This window comes from Streptomyces sp. NPDC047000 (assembly GCF_040644295.1).
Lineage (GTDB): Bacteria > Actinomycetota > Actinomycetes > Streptomycetales > Streptomycetaceae > Streptomyces.
Genome location: NZ_JBEYWE010000002.1, coordinates 235,584 through 262,552, shown reverse-complemented (window position 1 = coordinate 262,552; position 26,969 = coordinate 235,584). Strand labels below are relative to the sequence as shown.

Sequence of the window (26,969 nt, the reverse complement as noted above, 5' to 3'; positions counted from 1 at the left end):
CGGGGCGGGCATCGGAACCAGGGGCGGGGGCCGGCGCGGGGTGGGAGAGACATGAGCGGCGGCAGCGGGACGGTGTGGGGCGCGGGCGGGACCGGGGGAACGTGTCCCGCCCGCGCCATGTGCACGAGCCGTAGGTACGGGGGGAACCCCGGCTCTGTGCGAGGGCCGATGACCAGTCGGCTCACTCAGTACTGCGTGGGCGGGGCGGAAAACGTCACACCCTGCCGGAAAAAAATCTGGGGAATCCGCTCGAAGACACGTCCCCGCAGGTCAGGGACTTATACGGTGGGGGGTATCACCGCGGCGGGGGCGCGGTCGGAACCGGCGGGCAGCGGGCCGGAAGGGTCAGAGGGCGCTGTACGTCGGTTCCGGCGACGGGACGCCGGTGCCGGGCGCCCCCGGTGCGGAGGGGGCCTGGGCGGAGGGGCTCGCGGGCGGGGCGAACGATGCCGGGGAGGGCGTCACGGCGGTCACGTCCTGCCGGCGGACGCCGTGGCCCTCACGTATGGGGCCGTTGTCGTCACCGCCGCCGTTCTGGTCGCCCTGCTCCCCCTGGCCGCCACCGTTGCCGTTGCCGCCCGCGTTGCCGTTGCCCTGGCCGCCGCCGTTCCCGGTGGCGTTCCCGGTGTCCTGGCCGTTCGGGGAGCCGGTGCTCTCGCCCGCGGACCGCAGGACGTCCTGGCAGTACGCCGGCACCCGGTCGGCGCCGCCCGCCGCCTCCTCCAGTTTGCGGGTGCGGCCGGCACCGAGGTTCTTGCCGTCCCGGAGATCGCGGCAGGCGGCGGTCACGCCCTGCCGGCCGCTCACGCCGGCGCCGGACGGCCCGGTGACGCCGGGAACCGGGCCGGCGGAGGAGCCCTTCCGGCCCGTACCACCGCCGGGGCCGCCGGTCGCACCGGCGCCGGTCGGGGAGGTGCCGGGGCCGCCGGTGGCGGCGCCGTCCGGGGTGGTGGAGCCCTCGGCACGGTCGGGGGTGACGGCGGCCGGGACCGTGACGGCGGGGCCGGGTTCCGAGTCGTCGAACGGTCCCGGGATCACCCCGGTCGCGGCCAGCGCGGCGGCGCCGCCGGCCGAGCCGAACAGCAGCGCGGCGGCCAGCCCGAGGCGTACCGGACGGCTCGGCCGGAAGCGCGCACGGCGGCCGGCGGAGCGCTCCGGGCGGCCGATGCGGACCAGGCCGACGTCACCGGACGGGTCACGGCCGGTGGACGGGCCGGGCGCCGGCTCGGCCGTACGTGCTTCCGCGGCCTTGCGGAACGCGGCGACCGCGGCCGCCTCCCCGGGCAGCTCACCCTCGGTCGCGGTGCTCGGCACGGAGAGTGCGCCAAGGGTCCCGGCCAGCCGTTCTGCCTGGTCACGGGCCGACGGGTCGACGGATCCGACGGCTTTCACGGAGTCGCCGCGCAGCAGGAGCTCCGCCGTCTCTCCGTCCAGCCATCTGTACTGCTCGTCGGCCATCACATGTCCTTCTGCGTCCGCGGACGCGGATGCGTCACAGTGGCGGACGTCACCGCGCGGTCCCGCGGTTCTCGCCGGGGCGGCACGGCGCCGAGCACACCGGCCGCTTCCGGATCGGCGCCGAGCAGCTCCGCGAGCCGCTTCAGACCGCGGTGCGCGGCCGTGCGGACGGCACCGGCGCGTTTGCCGAGGGTCTGGGCCGCGGTCTTGGCGTCGAGACCGACGACGACGCGCAGCACGACCGCCTCGGCCTGGTCCTGCGGCAGCTGGGCGATGAGGGAGAGGGTGCGGTCGGTGGTGAGGGCCTCGATGGCCTCGCCCGCGGTGTCGCACTCGGCGGCCCGGCCGGTCAGCTCGGTCTCGTCGCCGCCGATCGCGGGACGGCGGCCGCGCATCCGGACGTGGTCGAGGGCCCGGTTGCGGGCGATCCGCGCCGCCCAGCCGCGGAACCGGTCCGCGTCGCCGGAGAACCGGTCCAGGTCCCGGGCGATCTGGAGCCATGCCTCGGACGCCACGTCCTCCGCGTCCGTCTCGCCGACCAGCGTGCGCACGTACCCGAGCAGCCGTGGGTGCACGGCGCGGTACACAGTACGGAACGCGGTCTCGTCCCCGTCCTGTGCCGCAAGCACCGCGGCGGTCAGCTCCGCGTCGTCCCCCAGCACCCGCATGCCCCTCTAGGCCCCGTCCGGCGCCCCCGAATGAGCCGAGGCGGCCGTCCGTCCCGGTCCCGTCTCAGATCGACGGCCTTCCCGCACTCGGCGAGAAGGGCACGTTACGACCTCAGTCCGTTCTTCGTCCACGTCTGTCCGGATCAGTTCACCATGCACGTAACGCGGATCGAGGCGGGGTGTGACAGAAAACGCACCTACGGCGCTGTAGAGGATACGGGCCGCCGCGCGACCCGTGCCGCGCGGCGGCCGGGGCCTCTCCTGTGGGGGGTGGCGGCCCCGGCCGTCGCCTCGGCAGCACCGCCGGCCGCGGCCCCGGGGCGGGTCCTGCGACTCCGTTCGACGCGATCAGGTCCTCTGCCCGGTCCCGGGCTCACTGCCCGGCGGGAGCCTTGGTGGCCTTCTGCCCGGCGTTCCCGTTCGCGCCGCCCGAGCCGTTCGCTCCGCTGTTGCCGTTCGTGCCGTTCGTTCCGTTCGCTCCGCTGTTGCCGCCGGCGCCGCCGTTCGCGTTGCCGTCGGCCGTCGACCGGGGGTTCGCGTCGGCCGCCGGTGCCGGGGCGGTGCCGGAGTTCCCGGCGGCCTTGTCCCCCGCGGCCCCGGCCAGCCGGGCCGCGCAGTACGCCTCGACGTTCGCCGTGCCGCCCGCGGCGTCGGCCAGCCGCCGCCAGGCCGTGGCGTCCAGCGCCTTGCCGTGCTCCTTGACCTGCTCGTACGCCCGGCAGTGGGCCTCGGTGTCCTGGGCGGTCTTGGGGTGTTCGGCCCGCGCGGAGCCGGACGGGGCCGCCGCGTCCGGCGTCACACCGGCCGCGGTGCTCCGGGCGCCGGCCGAGTGGCGCGCCGCGCCGTCCCGGCCGGAGTGGGCCTCCGCGCTCCTGGAACCCGCGACGCCGATACCGGCGTAGGCGACGCCGCCGAGGGTGAGTCCGGCGGCGGCCACGGACAGGGTGACCCTGAGCGAGCGGCGGCCGCGGCGGGCCGCGCGGGGCCGCCAGTCGTCACGGCCGCGGGGTCGCGCGGTGAGCGCGCCCGCGTCCCGGGCGGCGCCGAACGCGGCCACCGCCCGCCGCTCGGCCGCGGGGTCCACCTCGTCGACGCGGATCGCCGCGGCGAGCAGTGCCTCCAGTCCGCCGTCGGCCGTCACCCGCCGGGCACCGGGCACGGGACCGCCGGGGTGCGCACGCCGGCGGTCCGGCACCCCGTCACCGCTCAGCCGATCACCCATGTCCGTCCGTTCCCGTTCCTGTCAGGCCGCCGCGACCCGTGCGCGCCACTGGATCTGTACGGCTTCCCGCCGTGACTGTTCAATTCGACTCCCCCAGCGTCCGGGGGGTCCCATCCGTCACACCTCTGTTCGTCGCACCGTTGTCCGACGGCGCCTCGACGCCCAGCCTGCGGGCGAGTCCCTTCAGTCCCCGGTAGGCGGCGGTACGCACCGCGCCGGGGCGTTTGCCGAGCACCCGGGCGGCGGCAGGACCGTCGAGCCCCACGACGACCCTCAGCAGCACCGCCTCCGCCTGGTCGCGGGGCAGCTCGCGGACCAGGCCGAGCGCGTGCTCCGTGGACATCGACTCGAACGCCTGTTCGTGCGTGCTGTGCGGTCCGGGCAGGTCCAGCAGCTCCGGTTCGACGCCCGCCGAGCGGGGCCGTACCTTCTGGCGGCGCAGATGGTCCAGGGCCCGGTGCCGGGCGATGGTGGCGGTCCAGCCCCGGAAGCCCGCGCCGTCGCCCCGGAACCGGCCCAGGTCGCGGGCTATCTCGAGCCACGCGTCGGAGGCCACGTCCTCGGCGTCGTCGCCGACGATGCCGCGCAGGTAGCCCAGCAGCCCCGGCTGCACGAGCCGGTAGGCGACCGCGAAAGCCGTTTCGTCACCTTCCTGGGCCCGCGCGACCGCCGCGCCCAGTTCCCCGTCGTACGCCTGCGCGCGACGCGGTACCCCTCCGTGGCCCAAGAACCGTCCTCGTCCGTACCGAGCTGTCTGTCGGAAGCCCGCGTCCGGTCGGCGGCGGACCCGGGGCACTTCAGCACCCTGCGGTCCGGTGTCCGGCACCGCAGGCCCCCACGGTCAACAGCGTCGCAGCTCACACAAGTGTCACAGTTCCTCCGGACGCGCCCCGGGCCCGCCGCTCCTTCCGGGGCCCCGCGGACACGCGAAGACCGTTCCGGGTCCCGCTCGGCAGGCGGGACCCGGAACGGTCACGTACAGGGGGCGGACGGCCCCGACCGGTCGCACGGGTACGGGCTCGGGTACCCGTGCCGGTGTCAGAGCGCGCTCTCCACCGGCTGCGGCACCGGCTCGTCGGCCGGGTGCGGCACCGGCGCGTGCGGCGCGTCGATGACGGTGCCCGCGATCAGGGCGCCCATCAGCAGCGCGCCCATCGCCCACCAGGTCGCCACGTTGAAGCCGTGCACCGTGGCCTGGGCCCCCAGCAGCCGCCGGTCGGTGCCGGGACCGCCGTGGGCGGTGACGTAGCGGGTGGTGACGCTCGCGGCGATGGTGTTGAGCAGCGCCGTACCGATGGAGCCGCCCACCTGCTGGGCCGTGTTGAACGTCGCGGACGCGGCGCCGGAGTCCCGGGGCGCGACGCTGCCGGTGGCCAGCGAGACGGACGTCATCATCGCCGTACCCATGCCGAGGCCGAGCATCAGCATCCCGGGCAGGATGTGCGAGGCGTACGCGGGTTCCACGCCGACCTGGGCGATCAGCGCCAGCGCGGCCGCCGCCAGCAGCAGCCCGGGGACGATCAGCAGCCGGGGCGGCACCCGGTTCAGCAGCCGGGCGGCGACCTGGGTGGAGCCGGTGACCATGCCGACCGTGATGGGCAGATAGGCGACGCCCGTCCTGACCGGCGAGTATCCGAGGACACCCTGCATGTAGTACGTCAGGAACAGGAAGACGCCGAACATGCCGACGGTGACGAGCAGGACGGTGAGGAACGCGCCGACGCGCTGCCGGTCCTTCACCACCGTCATCGGCAGCAGCGGCACCCGCGCCCGGGTCTGCCACAGCCCGAAGAGCCCGAGCAGCGCGAGGCCGCCGAACAGCAGCCCGAGCACCAGGCCGTCCCGCCAGCCGCGCGACTCGGCCTCGGAGAAGCCGTAGACCAGCGCGAGCATCCCGCCGCAGCCGAGCACGGCGCCCGGTACGTCGAAACGGGCGTCCGGGTGCCGTTCACCGGGGACCAGCAGGACCCAGGCGCCGGCGAAGGCGACCAGGGCGATGGGGACGTTGACGTACAGGCACCAGCGCCAGTCCAGATACTGGGTGAGGAAACCGCCCGCGAGCAGTCCGATCGCGGCACCGGCGCCGATGATGGCACCGAAGATGCCGAACGCCTTGCCGCGTTCCTTGGGGTCGGTGAACGTCGTCGCGAGCAGCGACAGCGCGGAGGGTGCGAGCAGCGCGGCGAACACACCTTGCAGGGCACGGGCGCCGAACAGCATTCCCGCGCTCGCCGCCGCGCCGCCCAGCGCGGAGGCGGCGGCGAATCCGATGAGTCCGATCATGAAGGTGTTCTTGCGGCCCGCCAGGTCGGCGACCCGGCCGCCGAGCAGGAGCAGACCGCCGAACGCGAGGGTGTAGGCGGTGATCACCCACTGGCGGTTCCCGTCCGACATGTCCAGCGCGCGCTGCGCGGACGGGAGGGCTATGTTCACGATGGTCATGTCCAGCACGACCATCAACTGGGCGAGCGCGATGACAACCAGCGCCCACCAACGACGAGTGTCGGCCATGCAGTCATCCTGCGCCCGGCACCGGCCGTTTGGGAACGCCACCGTCTCTTATTGCCTCGTTTTTGCCGTGCGTCCGGGCCTCCGCGAGGGCTCCGCCACGGCTGCGCCGGCGCGCCCCGGACGATTCCCGCACGCCGGTGCCCGCCGCCCCCGCCTGCCCGCGCCCGCCCGTCCGCCGCTGCCCGTCCGCCGCTGCCTGCCCGCGCCGCGCCCGGGTGCCCGCTCACCGCGTCACCGTGTCACGGCGGCCGTGTCACGGCGGCCGTGTCACCGCGTCCGTGGCACGTCCGTGGCGTCCCGGCACAGCAGCCTCAGCGATCCGTGTCCGGCGAAACAGCGGTGGGCCTCGTCGATCGGGTCCCACAGCCGGCCGTCCGGGGTGCGGAGCCGGTGTTCGCCCTCGCTCACCCACTCGCCGCCGGTCTGACGCGCGATCACCTCGCCGGTGTACGCGCCGAACCCGCGCAGCACGCTGTCCACCGCCTGGCGGGGCGTGCCCTCCCGGCGCAGGTCCTCGATCACCCGGTCGACGCGCCACAGGCTCTGCGCCGAGTAGTCGAGGTACAGCCGCGCGCCCTCGCGCATGGTCGCCACCATGTCCGCCGCCCACCGCACCGGCTTCGCCGCGGCATGGCCCCTGCTCTCCTGAAACGCCGTCACAGTCGTCACATACGGAAGAGCGAGGTCAGCGGCGCAATCGTCACCCGGGATCCGGAATCCGCCCAGGACCGGCGCAACTCCGCCGCCGTTCCGCCGCACGACGGCCACACAGCCGCCACACGCCCACCGCGCCCATGCCGTCCGTCCACCGCGCGCCCACCGCGCAGCGCCCGCACCTGCGCCTTCACGGCGGAAGTGATGCCCGGCCCACCCCGTGCGCTCCTCAGGGTGATGAACACGTACTTCCATCTGCGCGCGGTGCCCCCGTCGGCGCTGCGCAACAGTGCCAACTGGATGCGGAAGCTGTTCGAGGACGACTGGGACACGGTGCGTCTCCGGGTCGACCGCCGTCGCGAGGGGCTGCTGGACCGGCACTACCTCGATCACGATCTGCTGTACGCCGGTGCCCCGCCGTACCACGACGAGGAGGGCCCGCGCGCCCAGGTGATCCTCGGCGGCCGCCCGGTGTACACCGCCGACCAGGCCGAACCGCCGTTCCTGCTGCTCACCGCGGCCCAGGTGGCACGGATCTCGGCGTTCCTCGGGGCGGCCGACTTCGACTCCCTGTGGCAGCTCGCCCGCGCGGACCTCATGCCCCGCTACGGCGGAGCCCCCGCCGAACCGCGTACGCGCCGGCTGTTCGAAGCGGCCCACGCCGACCTGACGGCGTTCTACCGGCAGACCACGACCTGCGGCGACGCGGTGGTGAAGTGGCTGCTGCTCCCGTGACAGCGCCCGGAGCACCGCTCCGACCGGTGCCGCAGGACCACGGGAACCACGGAAATACCGGTCCCTGACCCGGTGTCGGTCCCGGTCCCGGCTCCGGTATCGGTGTCGGTCCCGCCTACGCCCGGCTCCGTGCCCGGCGGTGCACCACCGCGCGCAGCACACGGCGGCCCTCCGTGCACACCTCGAGGGCGGGCCGCAGCCCCGCCGCCCCGTGCTCGGCGAGCAGTTCGAGGACGGTGGTCTGGCGCCGCAGTTCGACGGCGACGAGCGGTGGCATGCCCTCGGTGCCGCCCTCCCGGAACCCGTCGACCGGGGCCCGCGAGCCCCCGGCCGGGTCGAGCAGCCGGTGGATGCGCAGCGAGGTCACCGAGCAGGCGTCGGCCCAGGTGCGCAGCTCGTCCGGGGTGCGCTCGGCGGGGGCGGCGGCGAGCATGGCGCGGGCCAGCAGCACGGCCTCGTCACCGGCGTCACCGGTACCGGCGTCAGCGCCTCCGTCCGCGCCGTCGGCGCCCTCCGCGACGAGCCTGGCGCGCACCTCGTCCAGGAGCTCGCCCCAGTCGCCGCTGCCGGGTTCGCCGGTCAGGCAGCTCCACAGCGGCCGCAGCAGGTCGTCGTCACCGCCGAGCAGCGGCACGCAGCGATCAAGACAAGCCAGTCCGCTCGCGGCCAGTCCCCGCTCGTCGGCCTCTGCGACCAGGTCCACCAGATTCATGCACGCCTCCCTCGACGGGGCGCCATTCCGGTACGGAGCCCGCACTTCGCTTACCGGGCGCGACGGACCGTGAGCATCACGGAGCACCGCGCCGGGTCGGCCGAGCATACGGAAGAAGCGGTTTTCGGCCAATGGCAGATCCCCCCGCCAGACGTTCGCTCAGAGCATAAAATCACCGGTCACGCACGGTCGCTCGCCCGCCGTACACAACCGGAACCGGTGAATCCATGCCGGGACGGGGGGAGTTCGGCGCCCGCCGCGGGCGAGTCGGGCGCCCGGCCGGAAAAATCTCAGCCCGGCCGGGAAAGGCTCAGCCCAGCCGGTCCGCGAGCTTGCGGAAGTCCGCCCACGGCATCCCGGGCGTGCCGGGGTCCCACAGTTTCTGGATCACCGCGCGCAGCGGCATCCGGATGCCCGCGGCCACCTGGTCCTGGGTCTGGGAGCGGGACAGGTCGCACCACACGGCGAAGGAGCCGCCGAGGATCTGCCCGTCGTAGCGGGACGGCACCGCCGTGCCGCCGCGCAGCACCCGCGGGTTCCACTGCTCGTAGATGCGCTGCCCCGTCGGGTAGACGAAGTTGTTGGGCTGGCCGAGCACGTAATAGAGGTACGCGTCGTTGTAGTTGACGACCTTGCGCCCCGCGCTCAGGTACTCCAGCGGCTGCCGGGCGCCGTACTCCCTGCCGGTCCAGTAGCCGACCTGGAGGTCCTTGGCGGGCGTGACCGAGGTGGTGCGGAAGAAACCGTCGTTCCAGGCCCGCAGGGTGGCGTGCCCGGCGGCGCGGACGGTGGCGGCCCGGTCGTTGAGCCAGCCGGTGGTCAGGTCGGAGACGGTGGCGGAGGGGCCGTACCTGCGCCGGGCCGCGGCGGCCAGCTGCGGGTAGGAGGCGGCCGGGTCCTTCGTCACGAGCGCCTGGTACTCGTCGCCGCCCAGGTTCCAGGAGCCGCCGGGGAACAGACCGGCGTACTCCTTCAGCAGGTCGTCGACGATCTTCGCGGCGGCCGGCTTGGAGATGTCGACGGTGCCGCGCGGCGCCGTGCCCCGCACACTGCGCAGCTGGAGGTCGGGGTGGGCCGCGATGACGGCGCCGAGGTGGCCGGGGGAGTCGATCTCGGGCACGACGGTGATGTGCCGGGCCGCGGCGAGGGCGACGATCCTCCCGACCTCGGCCTTGGTGAGGTGCTGCGCCGAGACGATCTCCGGGTGCGAGGCGGAGGCGATGCGGAAGCCCTGGTCGTCGGAGAAGTGCAGACCGAGCTGGTTGAACTTGAGGTCGCCGAGCTCCCGTACCCGGTCCTCGATCCAGCCGGCGGTGAAGTGCTTGCGGGCGATGTCCAGCATGAAGCCGCGCACCGGTTTGGCCGGTGTGTCCCGCACGACGCCCTCCGGTGCCGTACCGCCGCCGTGCACCTCCTGTTTGAGGGTGCGGGTGCCGTAGAAGACGCCCGCGTCGGAGGGTCCGCTGATGCTGACCCCGCCGCCGCGCACGGTCATGGTGTACGACTCCGCGTCGCCACCGCCGCCGAGCGCCAGCCGTACGTCGCCGGGGCGGGTGTCGGTGCGCCGCCCGGCGTAGGCGAGGCCCAGCTCACCGGCGACGAGCCGTCCCTCGTCGGCGAGCCTCGGGTCGCTCACCACCACGCGGTACGACCTGGAGGGCCGCCAGCCGGGGCCGCGCGCCGGGGTGTGGCTGCGTACGGCGGGGATGACGCGGGGCGCCGAGGACAGGGCATAGGAGCGGGTGGGGCCGGGCGTCGCGAGCCCGCCGTCCGCGGTGTCGTGGGCGGACGGGGAGCCGCCGGGGGGCCGGGCGCCCGCCGTGTCCGTCGAGGCTCCGCCGCCGCCTCCGGAGAAGGCGAGCGCGACACCCGCTCCGAGCGCGACGGTCGCCACGAACACTCCGCCGACGACCGCGCGTCGTCGCTGGACCGTCTTCGCCGTCTTCGCCGGGGGCCGGCGCCTGTGCTGGCTCACCCCGCCAACCTAAGCCCAATGGCGCGGCCGACCGTCCACCTCACGTTCGGAAACTCTCCCATCCGGGTGAAATCGAGGCATTCGAGGGACAGGATGCGACCGAGATCGGTACCATGGCACCACATCTCCCACAGGATCCCCCGCCGACACTCACGTGACGCTCACCGATCTGAACACCGCGCCCGCGGACGAGGCCCGCCGCACCCTGCTGGCCTGTCTGCCCTCCCCCCGGTGGGCCGACCGGATGGCCGCCCACCGCCCCTACCCCGACCTGGCCGCCCTCCTCGCCGCGTCGGACGAGGCGGCGTACGACCTGACGCCCGAGGACGTCACGGCGGCGCTGGGCCGCGAGCCCCTGCCGGACGGCGCGGGCACGGTCGGCCCGCCACGCCCGACGTACTCCACCTATCTCGCGGCCCGCACGGCCCTGAGCGCGGCACATTCGGCGTACGCGGCCAAGTTCGGACATCCGTTCGTCATCTGTCTGGCCGAGGTGGCACCCGAGGAGGCCCTGGACCGCACCCTGGAGGGCATCCGGTCACGGCTGGCGAACGATCCGGACGAGGAACGCGCCGTCGCCGCCGAACAGCTGCGCCGCCTGGCAAGGGCCCGACTGGGCCATGCGCTGGCCCCGATGCCCGGTGACTGACCCCCTTCGACCCCACCCATAACCGGACACCGCACCGCAGACCGCCCGGCGCGCCTCACTCGTTCGGTGCCAGTTGGATCACACAACCAGCCCCCCACTGAGCGGGCGCCCAGCGGCTGGCTACGATGCTGGGGGCCGGTGGACCGCCCCGGCCGGGCCCGACCGACCCCGAAGCCGGCGCGGCCCTCAGTCCCCGCTCCCGGAGGGTTCTTCCGTGCCGGCTGGAACGCTGTACCGCGGACGGGAAGGAATGTGGTCCTGGGTGGCTCATCGAGTCACCGGCGTCCTCATCTTCTTCTTCCTGTTCGTCCACGTGCTGGACACCGCGCTCGTCCGTGTCTCGCCCGAGGACTACGACAAGGTCGTAGCCACCTACAAGACGCCGATCGTCTCGCTGCTGGAGTACGGACTCGTCGCCGCGATCCTGTTCCACGCGCTCAACGGCCTGCGGGTCATCGCCGTCGACTTCTGGTCGAAGGGCGCGCGCTACCAGAAGCAGATGCTGTGGACCGTCGTCGCCGTCTGGGTCGTCCTGATGGCGGGCGCGATCTACCCGGTCCTCGGCCACGCCGCTCGTGTCCTGTTCGGGAGCTGACGCCCATGTCCACCACTGAGTCCCCCGCCTCCGGGATCGGCCCCGTCGAGAGCGCGTCGTACTACGACGCCGACCACCCGGCCCCGCTCATCGAGGCACCGCGCAAGCGCACCGCGAAGACCCCGAAGTCCACCCGGGGCAACTTCGAGATGGCCGCCTGGCTGTTCATGCGCCTGTCCGGCGTGGTCCTGGTCGTCCTGGTCCTCGGCCACCTGCTCATCCAGCTCGTCCTGGACGGCGGTGTCTCCAAGATCGGCTTCGCGTTCGTGGCGGGCCGCTGGGCCTCCCCGTTCTGGCAGGTCTGGGACCTGCTGATGCTCTGGCTCGCGATGCTGCACGGCGCGAACGGTCTCCGTACGGTCGTCAACGACTACGCGGAGCGCGCGAACACCCGGCTGTGGCTGAAAGCCCTCCTCTACACCGCCACGGTGTTCACCGTCCTGCTGGGCACGCTGGTGATCTTCACCTTCGACCCGAACATCCGCTAGTCACGGGGCTGAGGCAACCACTCATGAAGATTCACAAGTACGACACCGTCATCGTCGGCGCCGGTGGCGCGGGCATGCGCGCCGCCATCGAGTCGACCAAGCGCAGCCGCACCGCCGTGCTGACCAAGCTCTACCCCACCCGCTCCCACACGGGCGCGGCGCAGGGCGGCATGGCCGCCGCGCTCGCCAACGTGGAGGAGGACAACTGGGAGTGGCACACCTTCGACACCATCAAGGGCGGTGACTACCTGGTCGACCAGGACGCCGCCGAGATCCTGGCGAAGGAGGCCATCGACTCCGTCCTCGACCTGGAGAAGATGGGCCTGCCGTTCAACCGCACCCCGGACGGCACCATCGACCAGCGCCGCTTCGGCGGGCACAGCCGCAACCACGGCGAGGCCCCCGTACGCCGCTCCTGCTACGCGGCCGACCGCACCGGTCACATGATCCTCCAGACGCTGTACCAGAACTGCGTGAAGGAGGGCGTGGAGTTCTTCAACGAGTTCTACGTCCTCGACCAGCTGATCACCGAGGTCGACGGCGTCAAGCGGTCGGCCGGCGTCGTCGCCTACGAACTGGCGACCGGCGAGATCCACGTCTTCCAGGCGAAGGCCGTGATCTACGCGTCCGGCGGCTGCGGCAAGTTCTTCAAGGTGACGTCCAACGCGCACACCCTCACCGGTGACGGCCAGGCCGCCGTCTACCGCCGCGGGCTGCCGCTGGAGGACATGGAGTTCTTCCAGTTCCACCCGACCGGCATCTGGCGCATGGGCATCCTGCTCACGGAAGGCGCCCGCGGTGAGGGCGGCATCCTGCGCAACAAGGACGGCGAGCGCTTCATGGAGAAGTACGCGCCGGTCATGAAGGACCTCGCCTCCCGCGACGTCGTGTCCCGCTCCATCTACACGGAGATCCGGGAAGGCCGCGGCTGCGGCCCCGAGGGCGACCACGTCTACCTCGACCTCACGCACCTCCCCCCGGAGCAGCTCGACGCCAAGCTCCCGGACATCACCGAGTTCGCGCGCACCTACCTGGGCATCGAGCCGTACACCGACCCGATCCCGATCCAGCCGACCGCGCACTACGCCATGGGCGGCATCCCCACCAACGTCCAGGGCGAGGTCCTCTCGGACAACACCACGGTCGTGCCCGGCCTGTACGCCGCCGGTGAGGTCGCCTGCGTCTCGGTGCACGGCGCCAACCGCCTCGGCACCAACTCCCTGCTGGACATCAACGTATTCGGCCGCCGGGCCGGCATCGCCGCGGCGGACTACAGCCGGACCGCCGAGTACGTGGACCTCCCGGAGAACCCGGCGTCCCTGGTCGTGGAGCAGATCGAGCGGCTGCGCACCTCCACCGGCACCGAGCGGGTCGCGACCCTGCGCCGCGAGCTGCAGGAGACCATGGACGCCAACGTGATGGTGTTCCGCACCGAGCAGACCATCAAGACGGCGGTCGAGAAGATCGCCGAACTGCGCGCCCGGTACCGGAACGTGGCGGTCCAGGACAAGGGCAAGCGGTTCAACACCGACCTCCTGGAGGCCATCGAGCTGGGCAACCTGCTCGACCTCGCCGAGGTCATGGCGGTCTCCGCGCTCGCCCGCAAGGAGTCCCGCGGCGGTCACTACCGCGAGGACTACCCGAACCGCGACGACGTCAACTTCATGCGCCACACCATGGCGTACCGCGAGGTGGGCGACGACGGCACCGAGTCCGTCCGCCTGGACTACAAGCCGGTCGTCCAGACCCGCTACCAGCCGATGGAGCGTAAGTACTGATGGCAACCCCCGTTCTGGACAAGGTCGAGGCGGACTCCGCCGCCTCTCCCTACATCACGGTCACCTTCCGGATCCGCCGCTTCAACCCGGAGGTCGCGGCGGAGGCGGTCTGGCAGGACTTCCAGCTCGAGATCGACCCCAAGGAGCGCGTCCTCGACGGCCTCCACAAGATCAAGTGGGAGCTCGACGGCACGCTGACCTTCCGCCGCTCCTGCGCCCACGGCATCTGCGGCTCCGACGCGATGCGGATCAACGGCAAGAACCGCCTCGCCTGCAAGACGCTGATCAAGGACATCGACCCGTCCAAGCCGATCACGGTCGAGCCCATAAAGGGCCTCACGGTCCTGAAGGACCTGGTCGTGGACATGGACCCGTTCTTCCAGGCGTACCGGGACGTCATGCCGTTCCTGGTCACCAAGGACACGAACGAGCCCACCCGCGAACGCCTGCAGTCGGCGGAGGACCGCGCCCGCTTCGACGACACCACGAAGTGCATCCTCTGCGCCGCCTGCACATCGTCCTGCCCGGTGTTCTGGAACGACGGCCAGTACTTCGGCCCGGCCGCCATCGTCAACGCGCACCGCTTCATCTTCGACAGCCGTGACGACGCGGGCGAGCAGCGCCTGGAGATCCTCAACGACCGCGACGGCGTGTGGCGTTGCCGCACGACCTTCAACTGCACGGACGCCTGCCCGCGCGGCATCGAGGTCACCAAGGCGATCGCCGAGGTCAAGAAGGCCCTGATCACCCGCCGCTTCTGACCTCACCCGGCGGACGACACACGAGGGCCCGCTTCCCGACCCCGGGAAGCGGGCCCTCGTCCGTCCACTGCCTCAGCCCTTGAGCACACGGCCCTTGCTGTCGGTGCGGTCGTTGCTGGTGAGGAAGATGATGCCGTCGATCAGCGCCCAGATCCCGAGGCCACCGCAGGTGAGCAGCTGGGCGATCGCCACGCCGGTGTTGCCGACGTACCAGCGCCCGGCGCCGAGGCCGCCGAGGAAGATCTGCAGGATACCCGCGACGATCTTGGACTTGTCGGAGTACGGACGACCCTGCGGGTCGAAGCCGTAGGGCGCATCGGGAGTGGGGACGGTCATGGCAGGTGCTCCTGGAATATCAGTCAGATGAGAGACGGCACGGCCGGGTTGGGTAGCCCCGGCACCAGCCCAGGAGGAATCACCACACGACGATCCCGCACGATCATCCCCCCGTGACGTGGGAGCTTAGGGACACACCCGGGACCCCGGGAAGGCGATCGAACTTTCGTTCCCGTACCGTGATCAAGTCAACAGCTGGTCAAATCCCGGCATGAAAGTCACCGAACGGCGTCGAGGACATCCGAGCTACTGTGGATGTCATGACGCCGGCCTACGGGGACGTGCCCTTCAGCGAGTTGCTGCATCACCCCGCTGCCACCGCCCGGCGCCTGGACGCAGTCCGCGCACTACGCCTGCGGCGACGCGACGCGGGTGACCTGGCCCTGATCCGCGCCGACCAGTTGGAACAGGACTCCACCGTCGTCGGCTTCACCGCCCGCCTACTGGCCGGGCTGCTCCGGACCGAGAACACCGCCGCACTGCGCCAGGCGCTGCCGGATGCCCTGCCTTGGTCGGTCTTCCTCCCCGAGGACGATGTCGATTTGATGCTCGGCGAGCTGGTGGACACCGCTCGCGGAGCCGCCGCACTGGAGAACCTCGCACCCATCGCCCTTCTGCTGGCCCAATGGCGGCACAGCGCCGAGGTCCACGCCGACCCAGCACTCCACGCCATCCTCACGCGCGACCCCGACGGCGACCTCGGCCCTGTGCCGAACCCACCGAGTGAGCCCAGCGACCGCCCGGACAGTGGGCGATGACGGCAACGGATCTCGCCCACGCACGGTCCGGCCGGCGCACCGACAGTTCGTAAAAGGAAAGCGAGATCAGGTTTTCCGGTTACAGTCGCATATCACTCACCATTCCACACCGCAATCTCCCCTCCAGGCATGCAGACCACACGCTTCCCCTTAAGCCCGACAATCCCCCAGGCCTCGTACTCCTCATCCGGCAGGACAGTCAATTTCATGCCGCTTTCAAATTCGATCACGAGATCACCGACGCTTCCCGCCTCAGCCACAGTAATCACGTCACGGACCAGCCCGACGAGATGGGAAGCAACAACGGCCGGGGATTCTGGATCGAAATACACATGATCCTCCGCCGAAACTTGAAGAATCGCCTCAGTCTCAACGCGCAGTTCGTAATCTCCACTGGTCAGGACCGTGAGAGCCGCGTCGAAGCAGACGCGGGTGACTGCTTGACCCCGCAGGTTCAGATTCATGTCTTCCACCCCGCCGGAAGCGGATAAGTACCATCGGGCTCCATGGGGATATGCGTATCTGCTTTCGAACCCGGCTTTCCATCGAGGCCGATCGGCTGGCCGCTCTTGTTATGGAAGCGCACATAGCCATTCGGATACCTACCGGTCGGATCCATTACACGAACCATGTCAGAATTTCCGGCCGACCCGGACTTCTGCCACACAGTCCCCTTTCCGTTATCAGCGCGTCGACCCACCCAATCGTTACCGACGCCGGAGGGGCGCGGACCAAGATTGATGGCGGTAGGGCACGGTGTTGAATTGTGAACGAGTACGGGCGTGGCCCCCGCCAGCACATAGTACGTGTGCAGGTCGTCAACCGTGAGGTTGTATGTGCGTGCGTGCTTTGTGTAGGACCGGTTGCCCGTGATGATGACGGTGTGGCCGGTTTCGGTGCGCAGGGTCATGCCCGGCTTGAGTCTCCCGGCCGGGACCCAGTCGTTCCGGGACGGGGACCAGAAGGGGTGCTCGTGGGTCGCGGTGAGCTTTTCGATGCCTTGCTTCGTGGCTATCGAGAGTTCGTTGAAGTACTTGTCACCGTCGGTCCGAATCAGGCGGGTGACCTTCTTCGGGGCCGTCTCACCGGTTTTGGGATCGGTCGCCAGGACCTTGTCCCCCAGCTTGATGTCCTCGATGTCCTTGGTGGTGCCGTCGGACAGCAGGACGTTCGTCCCTGCCAGGAAGCACTTGCAGCCTCCCCGAGCGCCTCCGGCCCTTTCGGCCCCCGGGGGCGCCTCCACACCCGGGTGGAACGGGCTGCCGGCGATGGCGCTGATGCTTACCCCGAACCCCATCGACATGCTGCGGAACTTGTTCATCAAGTTCCCCGAGCACGACCGCATTTCGTAGCAGGTGCTGAGACCCCACCACCCCAGCTGTTCCTGCGCTGCTTCCGGGTTCGTCACCCCGTCGGTCAGGTAATCGGGGAGGATGCCGCCGTTGGCGTACTCGGTCACGTACCGGGTGAAGATCCGGATGAACTCCTTGCGACCCTTCCAGCTCGTCGACACCTTGACGCCCGGGAAGACTTCCGCCGGGTCGTAGTGGTAGCTGGTCTTCGGGCCGTTGCAGAACGAGCAGGATTTCTCGCCCTTGCGCTGGCCGGTGTAGCCGTTGCGCTTCGGGTCCCCCGCTACCGGAACACCGTCGCCGCAGATATCGCGCATGCACAGCCCCGACGGGTCGCTCTGCGAGATGGGGCTGTTGTCCGCGTACGCGTAGCCGTTCATCTGAAGCGGGTCGGTGATGTCGATCACCGGGTCCGCGGAGAGGAAATGGCCGGTGTTCTGGTCGTATTCGCGGGCGCCGAGGTGGGTCAGGCCGGTGGCCGTGTCGTCGATGCCCACGCCGAGGTAGCTGCGCTTGTTGGGCCAGGCGGTGGGCTTGGTGCCGCGGGTCTCGCCGTACGGCTTGTACGCGCGGCGGGTGACGGTCTGGCCGCTGGCCAGATCCACGGATGTGTTCGCCGTGCCCAGTTGGTCGGTCAGCAGGACCGCGAGCTTGTGACCCGTGGTGGAGCCGTTGGTCGCCGTGCGGACCACGGTCGGGGCGCCGGTCTGGCCGTAGGAACGGGAGGCCCGGACGAGCAGGCCCGTCGCGTCCGTCGTCAGTTCCGTCTCGCCCAGGTAGAGGGTCGAGCCCGACGGCGAGTTCTCCAGGAGACGGTTGCCGCTCGCGTCGTAGACGTACGTCGTCTTCTTGCCGTCGTCCGTGATCGAGTCGAGCCTGTTGTCCGGCGACCACACCAGGTTCTGGGTCGTGGTGGCCAGGCCGCGGACGAGGGTGTTGCCGGAGTCGTCGTAGGTGTAGGCGCCGCCCTTGCCGGAGGGGCTGGAGCTGACGCCCGTCATGGTGTGCGGCTGGGTGGTCGTGCCCCCTGCGGCGGGTTTTCCGTAGCCGTAGGTGTACGTGACCGCCGAGGTGGAGTCGGTCATCGTGGCGCGGTTGCCGAGCCAGTCGAACGTGTAGGACTGCCGGTAGGCCGTCGCGTCCGTGGAGGTCGTCGTGGTGGCGGGGGCCGCTGCCGCCAGGGTGGTGGTGAGCGAGCTGTCCGGGCTCGTCGCGTCGCTCGCCGTGTCGGGGGCGTCCGTCACCGGGCCGGACGACTGCGCGTAGTCGGTGCGGTAGCCCCACTGGGTGCCGTCGGCGGACTTGCAGCCCTTGCCGCTGCCGTCCGGCGCGATGTTCGACGTCCAGGCGTGCACCAGCTCGCCCATCACGTCGTAGGTGAAGCACTGGTTGTCCCACGTGTCGCCCGCCGCGTCGGTGAGCTTGCGGGCGCTGGAGGTGATCGTGCCGGAGGTGTCGTAGGAGGAGTAGGCGTCGGCGACGCGGTGCGGACCGGCGGTCTCGCGGTCCGTCACCGTGCGCTGGAGGCGGCCCGTGTGCGGGTCGACGAAGTTCGTCGTCCAGAGGCGGTAGGGCTGGGCTCCCGAGACCGTCCGCAGGGGTTCGCCGTAGGGCGAGTACGTCGCGTCGGCCGTGTACCAGGTCAGGCCGGAGGTGGATTCCGGCAGGCCGTCGCCGTCGTAGCGGGTGACGACCTTTTCCCGCGCCAGGCCGCCCGCCGCGGGAAGGGTGACCGACTGCGGCTTGCCGGTGGGCGTGTAGGTGTAGGCGTAGGTGTACGTGCCGGCCAGGCCGGTGGTCAGAGAGTTGGAGGGGATGACCGTCGACGTGCCGGTGGGGTGGTAGTCCGCGTCGTAGCCGGTGACGGTGCTGACGTAGTCGCCGCTGTCCGTGTGGCGCTTGGAGCTTGCGGGCTGGCCGATTCCGCCGGGGGCGTCGTCGTAGGTGTACTCCACGGACGGGGTCACCGTCGTCGAGCCCTGACGTACCTTCAGTACACGTCCGAGGAGGTCGTACTCGGTGTAGGTGTCCTGCTTGCGCGCGTTCTGGGTGTGGTTGGGGCGGTCGGCGGCGTCGTACCACGTGAAGGAGGTGCCGGTGTCCGGGTCGGTGGCGGAGGTGAGGCGGCCACGCGCGTCGTAGAGGTACGACCAGACGTTGCCGGCCGGGTCCGTCACCGTGCTGCGGTTGCCGCGGGCGTCGTAGGCGTAGGCCGTCGCGCGGGTGGCGGTCGACGACGACGGGCCCTGTGCGTAGTACTTGACGGAGGAGACGCGTCCGAGGGCGTCGTAGTACGTCCGCGTCCTCGGTGCCGTCGCGCCCGGGGGGTCGACATAGGTGCTGGTGAGGTCGTACGTCGTGTACGTGGCGTACTTGAAGTCCGCGTCCTGGTAGACCGACGCGCGGACCTCGCGCTCCAGGCCGTCGTAGCGGTGCTTGGTCCAGGCGGGGATCAAGGACTTGGACCGAGGTGCGAAGAGTGTCGTGTCCGGTTCGCCCTTGGCCAGGTAGGCGCTGGTCTGCTCGTCGGGCAGGCCGTGGTCGTCGTACGAGATGTCCGTGATCACGCGGCCGGGGCCGTGCGCCTCCGTCTGCTGCTGGACCTGGCGCATCAGGCCGTCGTAGAGGGTGATCCCCGTGGCGTACGAACCGTCGTCCTTGAGGGTGCTGACGGTTACCGCCGCCGGGCGGTTCTCGCTGCTCGTGGCGACCGCCGGGGCGTAGTCGATCATCACGTCGGGCGACTTGCCACCCGAGGAGCGGGAGGCCGACCAGCCCTTCACCAGGCGGCCCAGGGCGTCGTACTCGCTGCGGGTGACTCGGCCGTTGGGGTCGGTGACCGTCAGCGGCAGGCTGCGGCCCGGGTCGAAGGTGGTGGTCGTGGCGCGACCGAGAGCGTCGGTGAGTTTCGTCCCGGTGACCGGACCGCCCTTGTCGGGGACGTAGTCCGTCCGCGTGGTGCCCTCGGCCGGCTTCGTGACCGTCTGGACCCGGCCGAGGTCGTCGTAGGTGACGTCGCTGGCGGTGGCGTAGGCCGTACCCGCGCCGTTGATCTCGGCCACCGACGTGACCTGGCCCTTGGTCGGGGTCGCACCGTAGGCGAGGCCGTCGTAGGTGTTGCGCGTGGCCGAGGTGAGCTGCGTCGCCGGGTCGGCATCGGGGTAGTTCGCGCAGGAAGTGCCGGTGGACCGCTGTTCCTTCGGCAGGCCGATCAGCCATGCCGTCGTGTTGTGGACGTACGACGTCACGGTGCAGGTCTGGTCGGACAGTTTCTCGCCGCTGCCGGAGGGCTCGACCACGGCCGTCTCGACCTGGATCGGTAGCCCGTAGTCGTCGTCGACCGTGGTGAGGGTGCGCACCGCCCGCCAGCTGCCGTCGCTGTCCACTGTCTGGACGGCGTCGGTCCGCTTGATGCCGGTGCGGTGGGCCAGCAGCGGGTCGGCGTCGGTGCCGTCCTCGTTCTCACGGGGACGGGAAGCAGTCTGCTTCGACCACGGGTAGTTCAGGGTGCGGTTGGTGATCTGGCCGTCGGAGTCGCGGTAGGTGATGGCCTCGGCGGTCATCCCGGCGTACTGAGGACTGTCGTCCGCGAGGAGGGTGTAGGTGCCGGTCGAGTCCTTGACCTCGCCGCCGGTGCCCAGAAAGTAGCGGGTCACCGAGTACGACTGGGACTGCGGATCACCCTGCTCGGAAGTGGACTCGCTGCCCTTGGTCACCGCCACCTGCCGGTAACCGCGCCAGTCGCTGTAGGTACGCAGGGCGGGGCGCTGGAACTCGTCGTCGCTCTTGGCCCACGCGGCTCCGGAGTACTTGTACCTGGTCACGATCGGCTTGCCGTGCGAGGTGACCTTGTCGGTCTCGGTGACGGAGTCGACGACGTACTTGTTGAACCATGCTTTGGCCGGGGTTCGCTCGTCGCCGTCGGGTGACCAGCGGACGGGATAGCAGGTCTCGTCGTTGTCCTTGCCCTTGTCGGTGGCGGGCTCGGCCTGGCAGCCGCCCGTGTACTCCACCTCGATGTCCCCGCCGTACTCGGTGGACACGGTGCCGATGCGCGGCCGGGTGAAGCCCGGGTTCTGGTCGTTCTTGCCCTTGCTGACCAGGTTGGGGAGCTGGCGGTCCTTCAGCCGGGCGTGGAGGGGGGAGGTGGTGCCGACGGTGTACGGGGCGAAGCTGACGCCGTCCTTGGACTGCGGGATTCCGGTGGTGTCGCCGGGGCCGTAGCCGGTGCGGGTGATGGAGTTCAGCCAGAGGCCGGGAGAGGTGTCGTACCAGTCCTCCGGGAAGGACTGGTGCAGGGTGTAGACGTCCACCTTCCCGAGGCCGGCCTGTCCGGCCCGGCCCGCGTTCGTCGTCACCGTGTCGAGCCGAAGCTGGGTCCAGAAGGACGGGAAGGCCGGGCACAGCTTCGACGTGGACTTGCAGTTCAGGTTGCCGGGGGTGTCCCACCAGGGGCGGTAGGCGCCGGGGTCGCCGGTCTTGGCGAAGTTCGCCGCGTCGCAGGCCGAATCGGACGCCAGGCAGCGCTGCTTGACGCCGAAGGTGACGGTGGCCGCCGGCTTGGTGAGGTCGTCCGCACGCATGCCGTAGTCGATCGAGACCGGGTACGCGGCACGGTCGTACTGCTCGGGCGTCTTGAACTTCTTGCGGACCGCGTAGTAGTTGGTCTCCTGCTTCCAGTCGGCCACCATGACGTTGCCGTGGACGTCGACGACCTTGTCCAGCCCCCAGCGCCATGCCTGCTGCTTGCCGGTTCCGCAGCGCGAGTCGGCGAAGGCGGTGGCGTGGCAGGGCTCTCCGGGGTGGTTGCCGAAGACCGGCACGGTGGAGACCGAGTCGGTGTCGGCCCGGCCACCGCCCACCTTGTCGAGGCCGTAGTAGAACTGGGTGCCGTCGGTGGTGGTGACCACCCAGTACTCACCGTTGTCGTCGTCGTTGCTGCCGCCGACCCGGTGCTCCACGCGGGTGCCGTCGTCGTCCTGAGGGCGGTAGCGCTCGGTGTCCTTCTCGGGGTCGCTGCCCGCGGAGGCGTCGCGGACCAGCTCGGTGGTCCTGCCGTTCAGGGACATCACGGCGTTGTACGAGACCCAGCACAGGTCGGACGTCTTGTCCTTCTTCGCCGCGTTGTTGGGCGTACCGGCCGTCAGCGTCTTGCGGTCGTCCTGACAGGTGCGGTAGCGCCGTTCGATGTACCCGGGATCGTAGGACCAGCCTTCGCCGATCCAGGAGGCCTGCGGGGAGGAGACCGCCGTACGGCCGTCCACCGCCTGGGAGTTGTAGTTGAGGGAGATCTTCGGAGCGGGCCCCGCAGGCGCCTCCGGCAGTGCCAGCGGATAGGACCAGGTGAACGCGCCGGACGAGCCGCCCGCCTGCCACTTGCCGTCGGAGGCGAGTGCCGTGGCCTTGAAGGTGCCGCCTCCGCCGGTCCCGGAGACGCTGCCGCCCGAGTCGAACGCGCCCACGACCGCCGTGCTGCCGCCCGCGGCAGCAACGGTCGCGGAGCCGGAACGCCGATAGCCCGCCTGGGCAACCCCTGAGCCGGACGGGACGGAAGTCCCGGCAGACGCTGAGCTGATCGCGGCGTCTGCCGCCGGGTCGACGGTCGCCGTGACGGAGTCGGACGCGGAGTCGTTGGTCGTCTCGAGTTCCTCGTAATGCTGGCACGCCTCGTCGTCCGGCGTCGTCAGATAGCAGTCGGGGAACTGGACCAGACGGAGCCGGGAAGCCCAGTCGGCGCCGTAGAGGTTCTCGAACCTGGCGTAGTCGAGCTTCACGGAGACAGGCACGGCCCCGGTGTCGGGTGCCTGCACGACGATGACGGCCCCGTCCACACCCTGGCTGACCGACGAAGAGCGATCGGGAATGCTGACCTGCCATGTGCCGCTCGGTGCTGGCTGGTCAGGGGCCTGCCCCAGGCTGACGGGCAGGCTTCCGACGGGGGTGAGTGCCGTCTGGCCGGCGTCGGCCGTGGCCGTGCGGGCCGTCGTCTGCGTCGTCGTGCTCGTGGTGAACGTGACCGAGCCCTGGACATTCGAGGGCGGGCTGGTCGTGCCGCTCGGCGCGGTGAGTTGCTCCTCCGGAAGGTCGGCCCTGAGTGTGCTGAGGTGCCGGCTGAACGCTTTGCCCGGGATCGGGAGATCGCGTTCCAGGTCCTCCAGCGTCAGGGATTCGCGTCCGGTTTCCGCCTTCGCCGGATCCGGGGGAAGCGCCAACGCCTGCGCGGGCAACAGCCCCAGCAGCAGAGCGGCTGCGGTGACGGGCACGGCAGTGCGGGCGACTCGCCGTTTTGGGACATGCGCAAACCGATCAAGCACGGCGAGGTCCCCCCGGACCACTCGGAGCGGGACCGGTGAGACGGACCACGCGTGACGACGTATCAGACAGTGAGGATTCTGTGATCACTCTGTGAGGGAGCACCAGGGCCGACCAGTCGATGTGATCATCATCACGGTACGTAACGACTCGTTACGGAGTGAAATGCCTGAGCCGTCAGAAAGCGCTTTACGTGGGATGACATTTCCTTTGATCGCCTTTAGGGCAGGCGCGGTCATTACCCGATAAAGGGCGGGTCATTTTCACGGGATAAGTAATGATTCAGCACCGTGTGCGACTTGCTGTTTGTTTACCTCCGGCAGAGGCGACCGCTACACGACACCCAGGCCCTCGGAACACGCGCCCCGCCCTGATCCCGCACGCACAAGATCGCCACAGGGTGACGACAGATTCCTCATGGGTCATCATCGGCTCGCCCGGCTACGGCCTGTCCCACGCCGGGGCCCAGGGGGAACGAGGGGGAAGGGGACCACGCCCGATGACGCGCAACTCGCGCCGTGTACCTGGCCGTAGGGCAGGCGCGGCGCTGCTCGCCGCAGTGCTCACCACGACCGGAGTCGTCTACGCCGGGTACCGCATGGACGGTGGCACCTCGCGGGACGAGGCCGGCCACCAGCGCCGGGTGAAGACCGTGACCGAGTCCGACGCGCTGACACGGGCGGCCCGGACCGGCAGGAACGTCGAGGTGACAGCCGCCCGTACCGCGCGTTCGACCACCTGGGCCCGCCCCGACGGCCTCATGATGAAGAGGCTGTACTCCTCCCCCGTCCGCGCGAAGGTCGGCGGCGCGTGGAAGGAGATCGACCCGGGGCTTCACCGTACGGAGGAGGGCTGGGAGCCCCGGGCCACCAATACCCGGGTGGTCTTCTCGGCGGGTTCCCGCGGCGAAGGCGGACGGCGTTCCTCCCGCTCGGCCGTGAGCCGGGTCTCCCTGCTGGGGAAGGCCGCCGCGGGCGACACCGGCACTCCGCTGGTCACCCTGCACGTCGGTGACCACGACATCCAGCTGACCTGGCCCGGAACCGTTCCCGCACCGGTCATCGACGGCAACCGCGCCCTGTACCCGGACATCTTCCCGGGAGGCGACCTCGTCCTCACCGCCGACGACGACGGATTCGCCCAGCTGATCGTGCTCAAGAACCGGCAGGCGGCCTCCGATCCCCATGTGCGGCAGCTGGCGTACGGCCTGCACTCCGCCGACCTCACCTTCCGTCTCGACCCCGGCTCCGGCATCGTCGGTGCCGAGAACGCCTCCGGTGACGAGGTGGCCGTCTCGCCCACCCCTCTGATGTGGGACAGCAGCGGTGAACCGGCCGTCAGCGACGGCGGGGTGGGCACGACGGCCCAGCCGACCGCGCCGGAAGCCCCGGAGCCCAGCGCCTCCTCCGTCGATCCCACCGCCGGCGACAGCCCCTCGCCGACTTCCGGTGACCCCGTCGAGTCCGACGAGCAGAGCGATCCCGAGGGTGAAGTCCTCCCCTCGGCCAGCGACGGTCCCGAACCCACCGTCTCGGAGTCCCCGCTGCCGTCCGCACCGCCCGAGCCGACTCCGGACCCCTCCCAGACGGGCTCGGCCGCGACGCTGAGCCTGCCCTCGCTCGACGGGCCCTCACCCGACTCGCTGGGGTCGTTGGTGGACACCGACCTGTCGGCCGGCAAGTGGCTGCTGACGCCCGACCAGGACTTCTTGGCCGACCCCGCGACCACCTATCCGGTCTTCATCGACCCGTCGGTCAAGAAGCACATCCAGAACTGGACCACCGCCTACAACCGCTTCCCCAAGGCGACCTTCTACAACGGCAAGGGCTTCAACAAGGGGGGCACCCACGAAGCCCGCGTCGGCTTCGAGTCCGACACCTGGGGCACCTCCCGGTCGTTCTTCAACATCACGTTCGACAAGAACCTGAAGGGCACGAAGATCACCAGCGCCAAGCTGCGCATGCTCGAGACCTACTCGTGGTCCTGCAGTGAGCGCTCGATGAGCGTGCACCTCACGGGCGAGATCGACTCCCACACCAACTGGTCCAACGCGCCACGGCTCAACGACGGCAACAAACTGGCCACCAAGAGCTTCGCGCACGGCTGGAAATCCAGCAGCTGCCGGGACGCCTACGAGGCGTTCGACGTTCAGAAGGGCGCGCAGAAGGCCGCCGACGCCGGTGACGACACCATCACCTTCGGCATGCGCGCCCGCGACGAGGATTCCCAGTACGCGTGGAAGAAGTTCCAGGCCGACGGCGACAACGCGCCCGTCCTGGAGCTGACGTACAACCGCAAGCCCACCATCGTCTCCGGCTCCCTGGATCTGGGTCCGGACGCCAAATGCACCACGACCACTCCGTACGTCCGCATGGGCTCCGGCAATCTGACGTTCACCGCCAAGGGGACCGACAAGGACAGCAATCTCGACTATCTCGACTTCGACCTCTGGCCGACGGGCAACTGGGACAGCACCGGGGATCTGCTCGGGTCCGACGGCAAGAAGACCGTGGGCGGTGACACCGGCACCGCGCTGCGCACGGCCACCTTCTCCACCGGCAAGCTCAAGAACGGCACCCTCTACTCCTGGCGGGTGAGGGCCCTGGACGACGCGGGGAGCTCGTCGTCCTACGCACCGTCCGGCACTCCTTGCCGGTTCGTCCTGGACACCGCCGCACCCCGGCCGCCCAAGGTCAGCTCCACCGACTTCCCGGATGCCGACGGCAGCGAGAACGGGTTCGGGAACGACGCCGACGACGCCAACTGGAGCGCGAAGCCGTTCGGCACCCCAGGCTCCTTCACCGTGCGGGCCCTCAGCACCGATGTCGTCCGGTACGAGTACGGTTTCAACAGCCCCAGCTATCCGTTCCACCTCGACCGGACAGCGGGTACCGCCACCAGCGTCAGCGCCACCCTCTCCGGCGCGAAGCCACCGACCGCTGGTCCGAATGTGCTCTACGTGCGCACCGTCGACGGTGCCGGCAACGTGTCGGACCCGACGAAATACTTCTTCTACGTCTCCCCCCGCGACCAGGTCGACGCCCCGGGCGACTTCACCGGCGACAAGATGGCCGACCTCATGGTCGTGACCGAGGGCGGCAATCTGGCGCTGTATCCCTCCCAGGCCGACAACACCGACCTGACCAAGGGGACCGGCGATCTGGACTACTCGATGTCCGGCGCCTACCGCGGGAATCCCGCCAAGGATCCCGACGGGGACGACCTGCCGCCCTTCGTCGCCGCTCCCCCAGGGCACTTCAAGGGTGCCCTGATCACCCACAACGGTGATGTCTACGGCGGTGACGGCCTCCAGGACCTCGTCGTCCGGGTCGAGGGCAAGCTCTTCGTCTACCCCGGGGACGGCTATGGGGCGGTCGACATCGACAAGCGCCGGGAGATCCTGCTGCCGGAGGGGGCGCCCAGCCCGTCGAGCCTCACCCAGATCGTCGCCGCGGGCGACATGACCGGTGACGGCCGCACCGACTTCCTCGCCACCGTCGGCGACGCCCTGTGGGCCTTCACCGGCTACCACGGTGCCACCATCGACCAGGCCGTCCGCCTGACATCCGCCCCGTGGACCGAGCGTGATCTGGTGACCGTCATGGACGTCAGCGGCGACGGAGTCACCGACATCGTCTACCGAACCGACGTCTCCTCACAGCTCATGCTGCGCAAGGGCATCGCCGCGAGCGGCGGCGGGGTCGACTTCAGTTCACTGGCGACGGGTGCGAACTCCTCGGGCGGCGTGGACACCGTGTACGGCGCGTCCGGATGGTCCAGCACGAGCATCCCCCTGCTGATCGGTACACCCGACATCAGCGGTGACGGCATCCCCGACATATGGACCGTACGGTCCGACGGCTCCGTGCGGTTCTACGTGGGCGGCAAGACCGTCCTGGCCGGGTCCGGCACGGAGATCATCGGCGCTACGAGCGCCTGGAAGACACGCATCGCCATCGGGTGAGACGGAGCGACGGGGATGCGGGGGGTGCCGAGCTGTGCGGG

Annotated in this window: 19 protein-coding genes; 8 read left to right on the top strand and 11 right to left on the bottom strand. The window is 70.5% G+C overall.

Features of this window, described 5'->3' with window-relative positions; genetic code table 11:
- Nucleotides 1-345: 345 nt before the first annotated feature.
- The 6 genes from ABZ862_RS04515 to ABZ862_RS04490 all read right to left on the bottom strand — a co-directional run bounded on the left by ABZ862_RS04515 (nucleotide 346) and on the right by ABZ862_RS04490 (nucleotide 6,519).
- Nucleotides 346-1,458, bottom strand: coding sequence for a hypothetical protein (locus tag ABZ862_RS04515; RefSeq protein ID WP_360952081.1), 1,113 nt, complete (start codon nucleotides 1,456-1,458; stop codon nucleotides 346-348).
- Complete coding sequence (locus ABZ862_RS04510) at nucleotides 1,458-2,120, bottom strand: RNA polymerase sigma factor (protein ID WP_360953068.1); 663 nt, start codon at nucleotides 2,118-2,120, stop codon at nucleotides 1,458-1,460. The genes ABZ862_RS04515 and ABZ862_RS04510 overlap by 1 nt, the downstream gene beginning before the upstream one ends.
- A gap of 379 nt (nucleotides 2,121-2,499) precedes the next feature.
- A complete protein-coding gene (locus ABZ862_RS04505; protein WP_360952078.1) occupies nucleotides 2,500-3,348 on the bottom strand; it encodes a hypothetical protein in 849 nt (282 codons plus the stop codon).
- A 79-nt stretch (nucleotides 3,349-3,427) separates the two neighbouring features.
- A complete protein-coding gene (locus ABZ862_RS04500; RefSeq protein WP_360952075.1) occupies nucleotides 3,428-4,075 on the bottom strand; it encodes an RNA polymerase sigma factor in 648 nt (215 codons plus the stop codon).
- Nucleotides 4,076-4,386: 311 nt separating this feature from the next.
- The gene (locus tag ABZ862_RS04495) at nucleotides 4,387-5,859 is read right to left on the bottom strand and encodes an MFS transporter (protein ID WP_360952072.1); all 1,473 of its coding nucleotides are present in this window, start codon (nucleotides 5,857-5,859) and stop codon (nucleotides 4,387-4,389) included.
- A gap of 267 nt (nucleotides 5,860-6,126) precedes the next feature.
- Nucleotides 6,127-6,519, bottom strand: a complete 393-nt coding sequence (locus ABZ862_RS04490; RefSeq protein WP_360952069.1) for a hypothetical protein — start codon at nucleotides 6,517-6,519, stop codon at nucleotides 6,127-6,129.
- A gap of 231 nt (nucleotides 6,520-6,750) precedes the next feature.
- On the opposite strand from ABZ862_RS04490, the gene ABZ862_RS04485 reads away from it, so the two are divergent.
- Entirely contained in the window at nucleotides 6,751-7,248 is a 498-nt protein-coding gene (locus tag ABZ862_RS04485; RefSeq protein ID WP_360952067.1) for a DUF1877 family protein, read from the top strand.
- Between the two features lie 115 nt (nucleotides 7,249-7,363).
- Here the strand turns inward: ABZ862_RS04485 and ABZ862_RS04480 are convergent, their stop codons facing one another.
- Nucleotides 7,364-7,960, bottom strand: coding sequence for a hypothetical protein (locus ABZ862_RS04480; protein WP_360952064.1), 597 nt, complete (start codon nucleotides 7,958-7,960; stop codon nucleotides 7,364-7,366).
- Between the two features lie 310 nt (nucleotides 7,961-8,270).
- Nucleotides 8,271-9,935 carry a glycoside hydrolase family 20 protein gene (locus ABZ862_RS04475; protein WP_360952061.1) on the bottom strand — a complete coding sequence of 555 codons (1,665 nt, stop codon included), beginning with the start codon at nucleotides 9,933-9,935 and terminating at the stop codon, nucleotides 8,271-8,273.
- A 154-nt stretch (nucleotides 9,936-10,089) separates the two neighbouring features.
- On the opposite strand from ABZ862_RS04475, the gene ABZ862_RS04470 reads away from it, so the two are divergent.
- From ABZ862_RS04470 to ABZ862_RS04450, 5 genes are all read left to right on the top strand, one after another.
- Nucleotides 10,090-10,584, top strand: coding sequence for a 2-oxo-4-hydroxy-4-carboxy-5-ureidoimidazoline decarboxylase (locus tag ABZ862_RS04470; RefSeq protein WP_360952058.1), 495 nt, complete (start codon nucleotides 10,090-10,092; stop codon nucleotides 10,582-10,584).
- Nucleotides 10,585-10,798: 214 nt separating this feature from the next.
- The gene (gene sdhC / locus ABZ862_RS04465) at nucleotides 10,799-11,179 is read left to right on the top strand and encodes a succinate dehydrogenase, cytochrome b556 subunit (RefSeq protein ID WP_360952055.1); all 381 of its coding nucleotides are present in this window, start codon (nucleotides 10,799-10,801) and stop codon (nucleotides 11,177-11,179) included.
- Between the two features lie 5 nt (nucleotides 11,180-11,184).
- Entirely contained in the window at nucleotides 11,185-11,667 is a 483-nt protein-coding gene (locus tag ABZ862_RS04460; RefSeq protein WP_360952052.1) for a succinate dehydrogenase hydrophobic membrane anchor subunit, read from the top strand.
- Nucleotides 11,668-11,690: 23 nt separating this feature from the next.
- Nucleotides 11,691-13,445, top strand: coding sequence for a succinate dehydrogenase flavoprotein subunit (sdhA, locus tag ABZ862_RS04455; protein ID WP_360952049.1), 1,755 nt, complete (start codon nucleotides 11,691-11,693; stop codon nucleotides 13,443-13,445).
- Complete coding sequence (locus tag ABZ862_RS04450; protein WP_360952046.1) at nucleotides 13,445-14,206, top strand: succinate dehydrogenase iron-sulfur subunit; 762 nt, start codon at nucleotides 13,445-13,447, stop codon at nucleotides 14,204-14,206. Before sdhA ends, ABZ862_RS04450 begins: the two co-directional genes overlap by 1 nt.
- Nucleotides 14,207-14,278: 72 nt before the next feature.
- On the opposite strand, the gene ABZ862_RS04445 is transcribed toward ABZ862_RS04450, so the two are convergent.
- On the bottom strand, nucleotides 14,279-14,542 hold the full coding sequence (locus ABZ862_RS04445; protein ID WP_360952043.1) for a TM2 domain-containing protein: 264 nt from the start codon (nucleotides 14,540-14,542) through the stop codon (nucleotides 14,279-14,281).
- Nucleotides 14,543-14,802: 260 nt separating this feature from the next.
- On the opposite strand from ABZ862_RS04445, the gene ABZ862_RS04440 reads away from it, so the two are divergent.
- A complete protein-coding gene (locus ABZ862_RS04440; RefSeq protein WP_360952040.1) occupies nucleotides 14,803-15,300 on the top strand; it encodes a hypothetical protein in 498 nt (165 codons plus the stop codon).
- 92 nt (nucleotides 15,301-15,392) lie between these two features.
- Here ABZ862_RS04440 and ABZ862_RS04435 read toward each other — a convergent pair whose 3' ends face one another.
- Nucleotides 15,393-15,764: a DUF6188 family protein gene (locus ABZ862_RS04435; protein ID WP_360952037.1), complete on the bottom strand. Its 372-nt coding sequence runs from the start codon at nucleotides 15,762-15,764 to the stop codon at nucleotides 15,393-15,395.
- Nucleotides 15,761-22,915: a polymorphic toxin-type HINT domain-containing protein gene (locus tag ABZ862_RS04430; RefSeq protein WP_360952034.1), complete on the bottom strand. Its 7,155-nt coding sequence runs from the start codon at nucleotides 22,913-22,915 to the stop codon at nucleotides 15,761-15,763. Before ABZ862_RS04430 ends, ABZ862_RS04435 begins: the two co-directional genes overlap by 4 nt.
- A gap of 548 nt (nucleotides 22,916-23,463) precedes the next feature.
- Here ABZ862_RS04430 and ABZ862_RS04425 point away from each other — a divergent pair.
- A complete protein-coding gene (locus ABZ862_RS04425) occupies nucleotides 23,464-26,928 on the top strand; it encodes a DNRLRE domain-containing protein (protein ID WP_360952031.1) in 3,465 nt (1,154 codons plus the stop codon).
- Nucleotides 26,929-26,969: the final 41 nt, after the last annotated feature.

Coding starts and splice junctions, on each gene's coding strand:
- ABZ862_RS04440 (WP_360952040.1), top strand. CDS start 14,803: ATGACGCCGGCCTACGGGGACGTGCCCTTCAGCGAGTTGCTGCATCAC.
- ABZ862_RS04445 (WP_360952043.1), bottom strand. CDS start 14,542: ATGACCGTCCCCACTCCCGATGCGCCCTACGGCTTCGACCCGCAGGGT.
- ABZ862_RS04480 (WP_360952064.1), bottom strand. CDS start 7,960: ATGAATCTGGTGGACCTGGTCGCAGAGGCCGACGAGCGGGGACTGGCC.
- ABZ862_RS04425 (WP_360952031.1), top strand. CDS start 23,464: ATGACGCGCAACTCGCGCCGTGTACCTGGCCGTAGGGCAGGCGCGGCG.
- ABZ862_RS04495 (WP_360952072.1), bottom strand. CDS start 5,859: ATGGCCGACACTCGTCGTTGGTGGGCGCTGGTTGTCATCGCGCTCGCC.
- sdhA (WP_360952049.1), top strand. CDS start 11,691: ATGAAGATTCACAAGTACGACACCGTCATCGTCGGCGCCGGTGGCGCG.
- ABZ862_RS04505 (WP_360952078.1), bottom strand. CDS start 3,348: ATGGGTGATCGGCTGAGCGGTGACGGGGTGCCGGACCGCCGGCGTGCG.
- ABZ862_RS04485 (WP_360952067.1), top strand. CDS start 6,751: ATGAACACGTACTTCCATCTGCGCGCGGTGCCCCCGTCGGCGCTGCGC.
- ABZ862_RS04460 (WP_360952052.1), top strand. CDS start 11,185: ATGTCCACCACTGAGTCCCCCGCCTCCGGGATCGGCCCCGTCGAGAGC.
- ABZ862_RS04450 (WP_360952046.1), top strand. CDS start 13,445: ATGGCAACCCCCGTTCTGGACAAGGTCGAGGCGGACTCCGCCGCCTCT.
- ABZ862_RS04435 (WP_360952037.1), bottom strand. CDS start 15,764: ATGAATCTGAACCTGCGGGGTCAAGCAGTCACCCGCGTCTGCTTCGAC.
- ABZ862_RS04515 (WP_360952081.1), bottom strand. CDS start 1,458: ATGGCCGACGAGCAGTACAGATGGCTGGACGGAGAGACGGCGGAGCTC.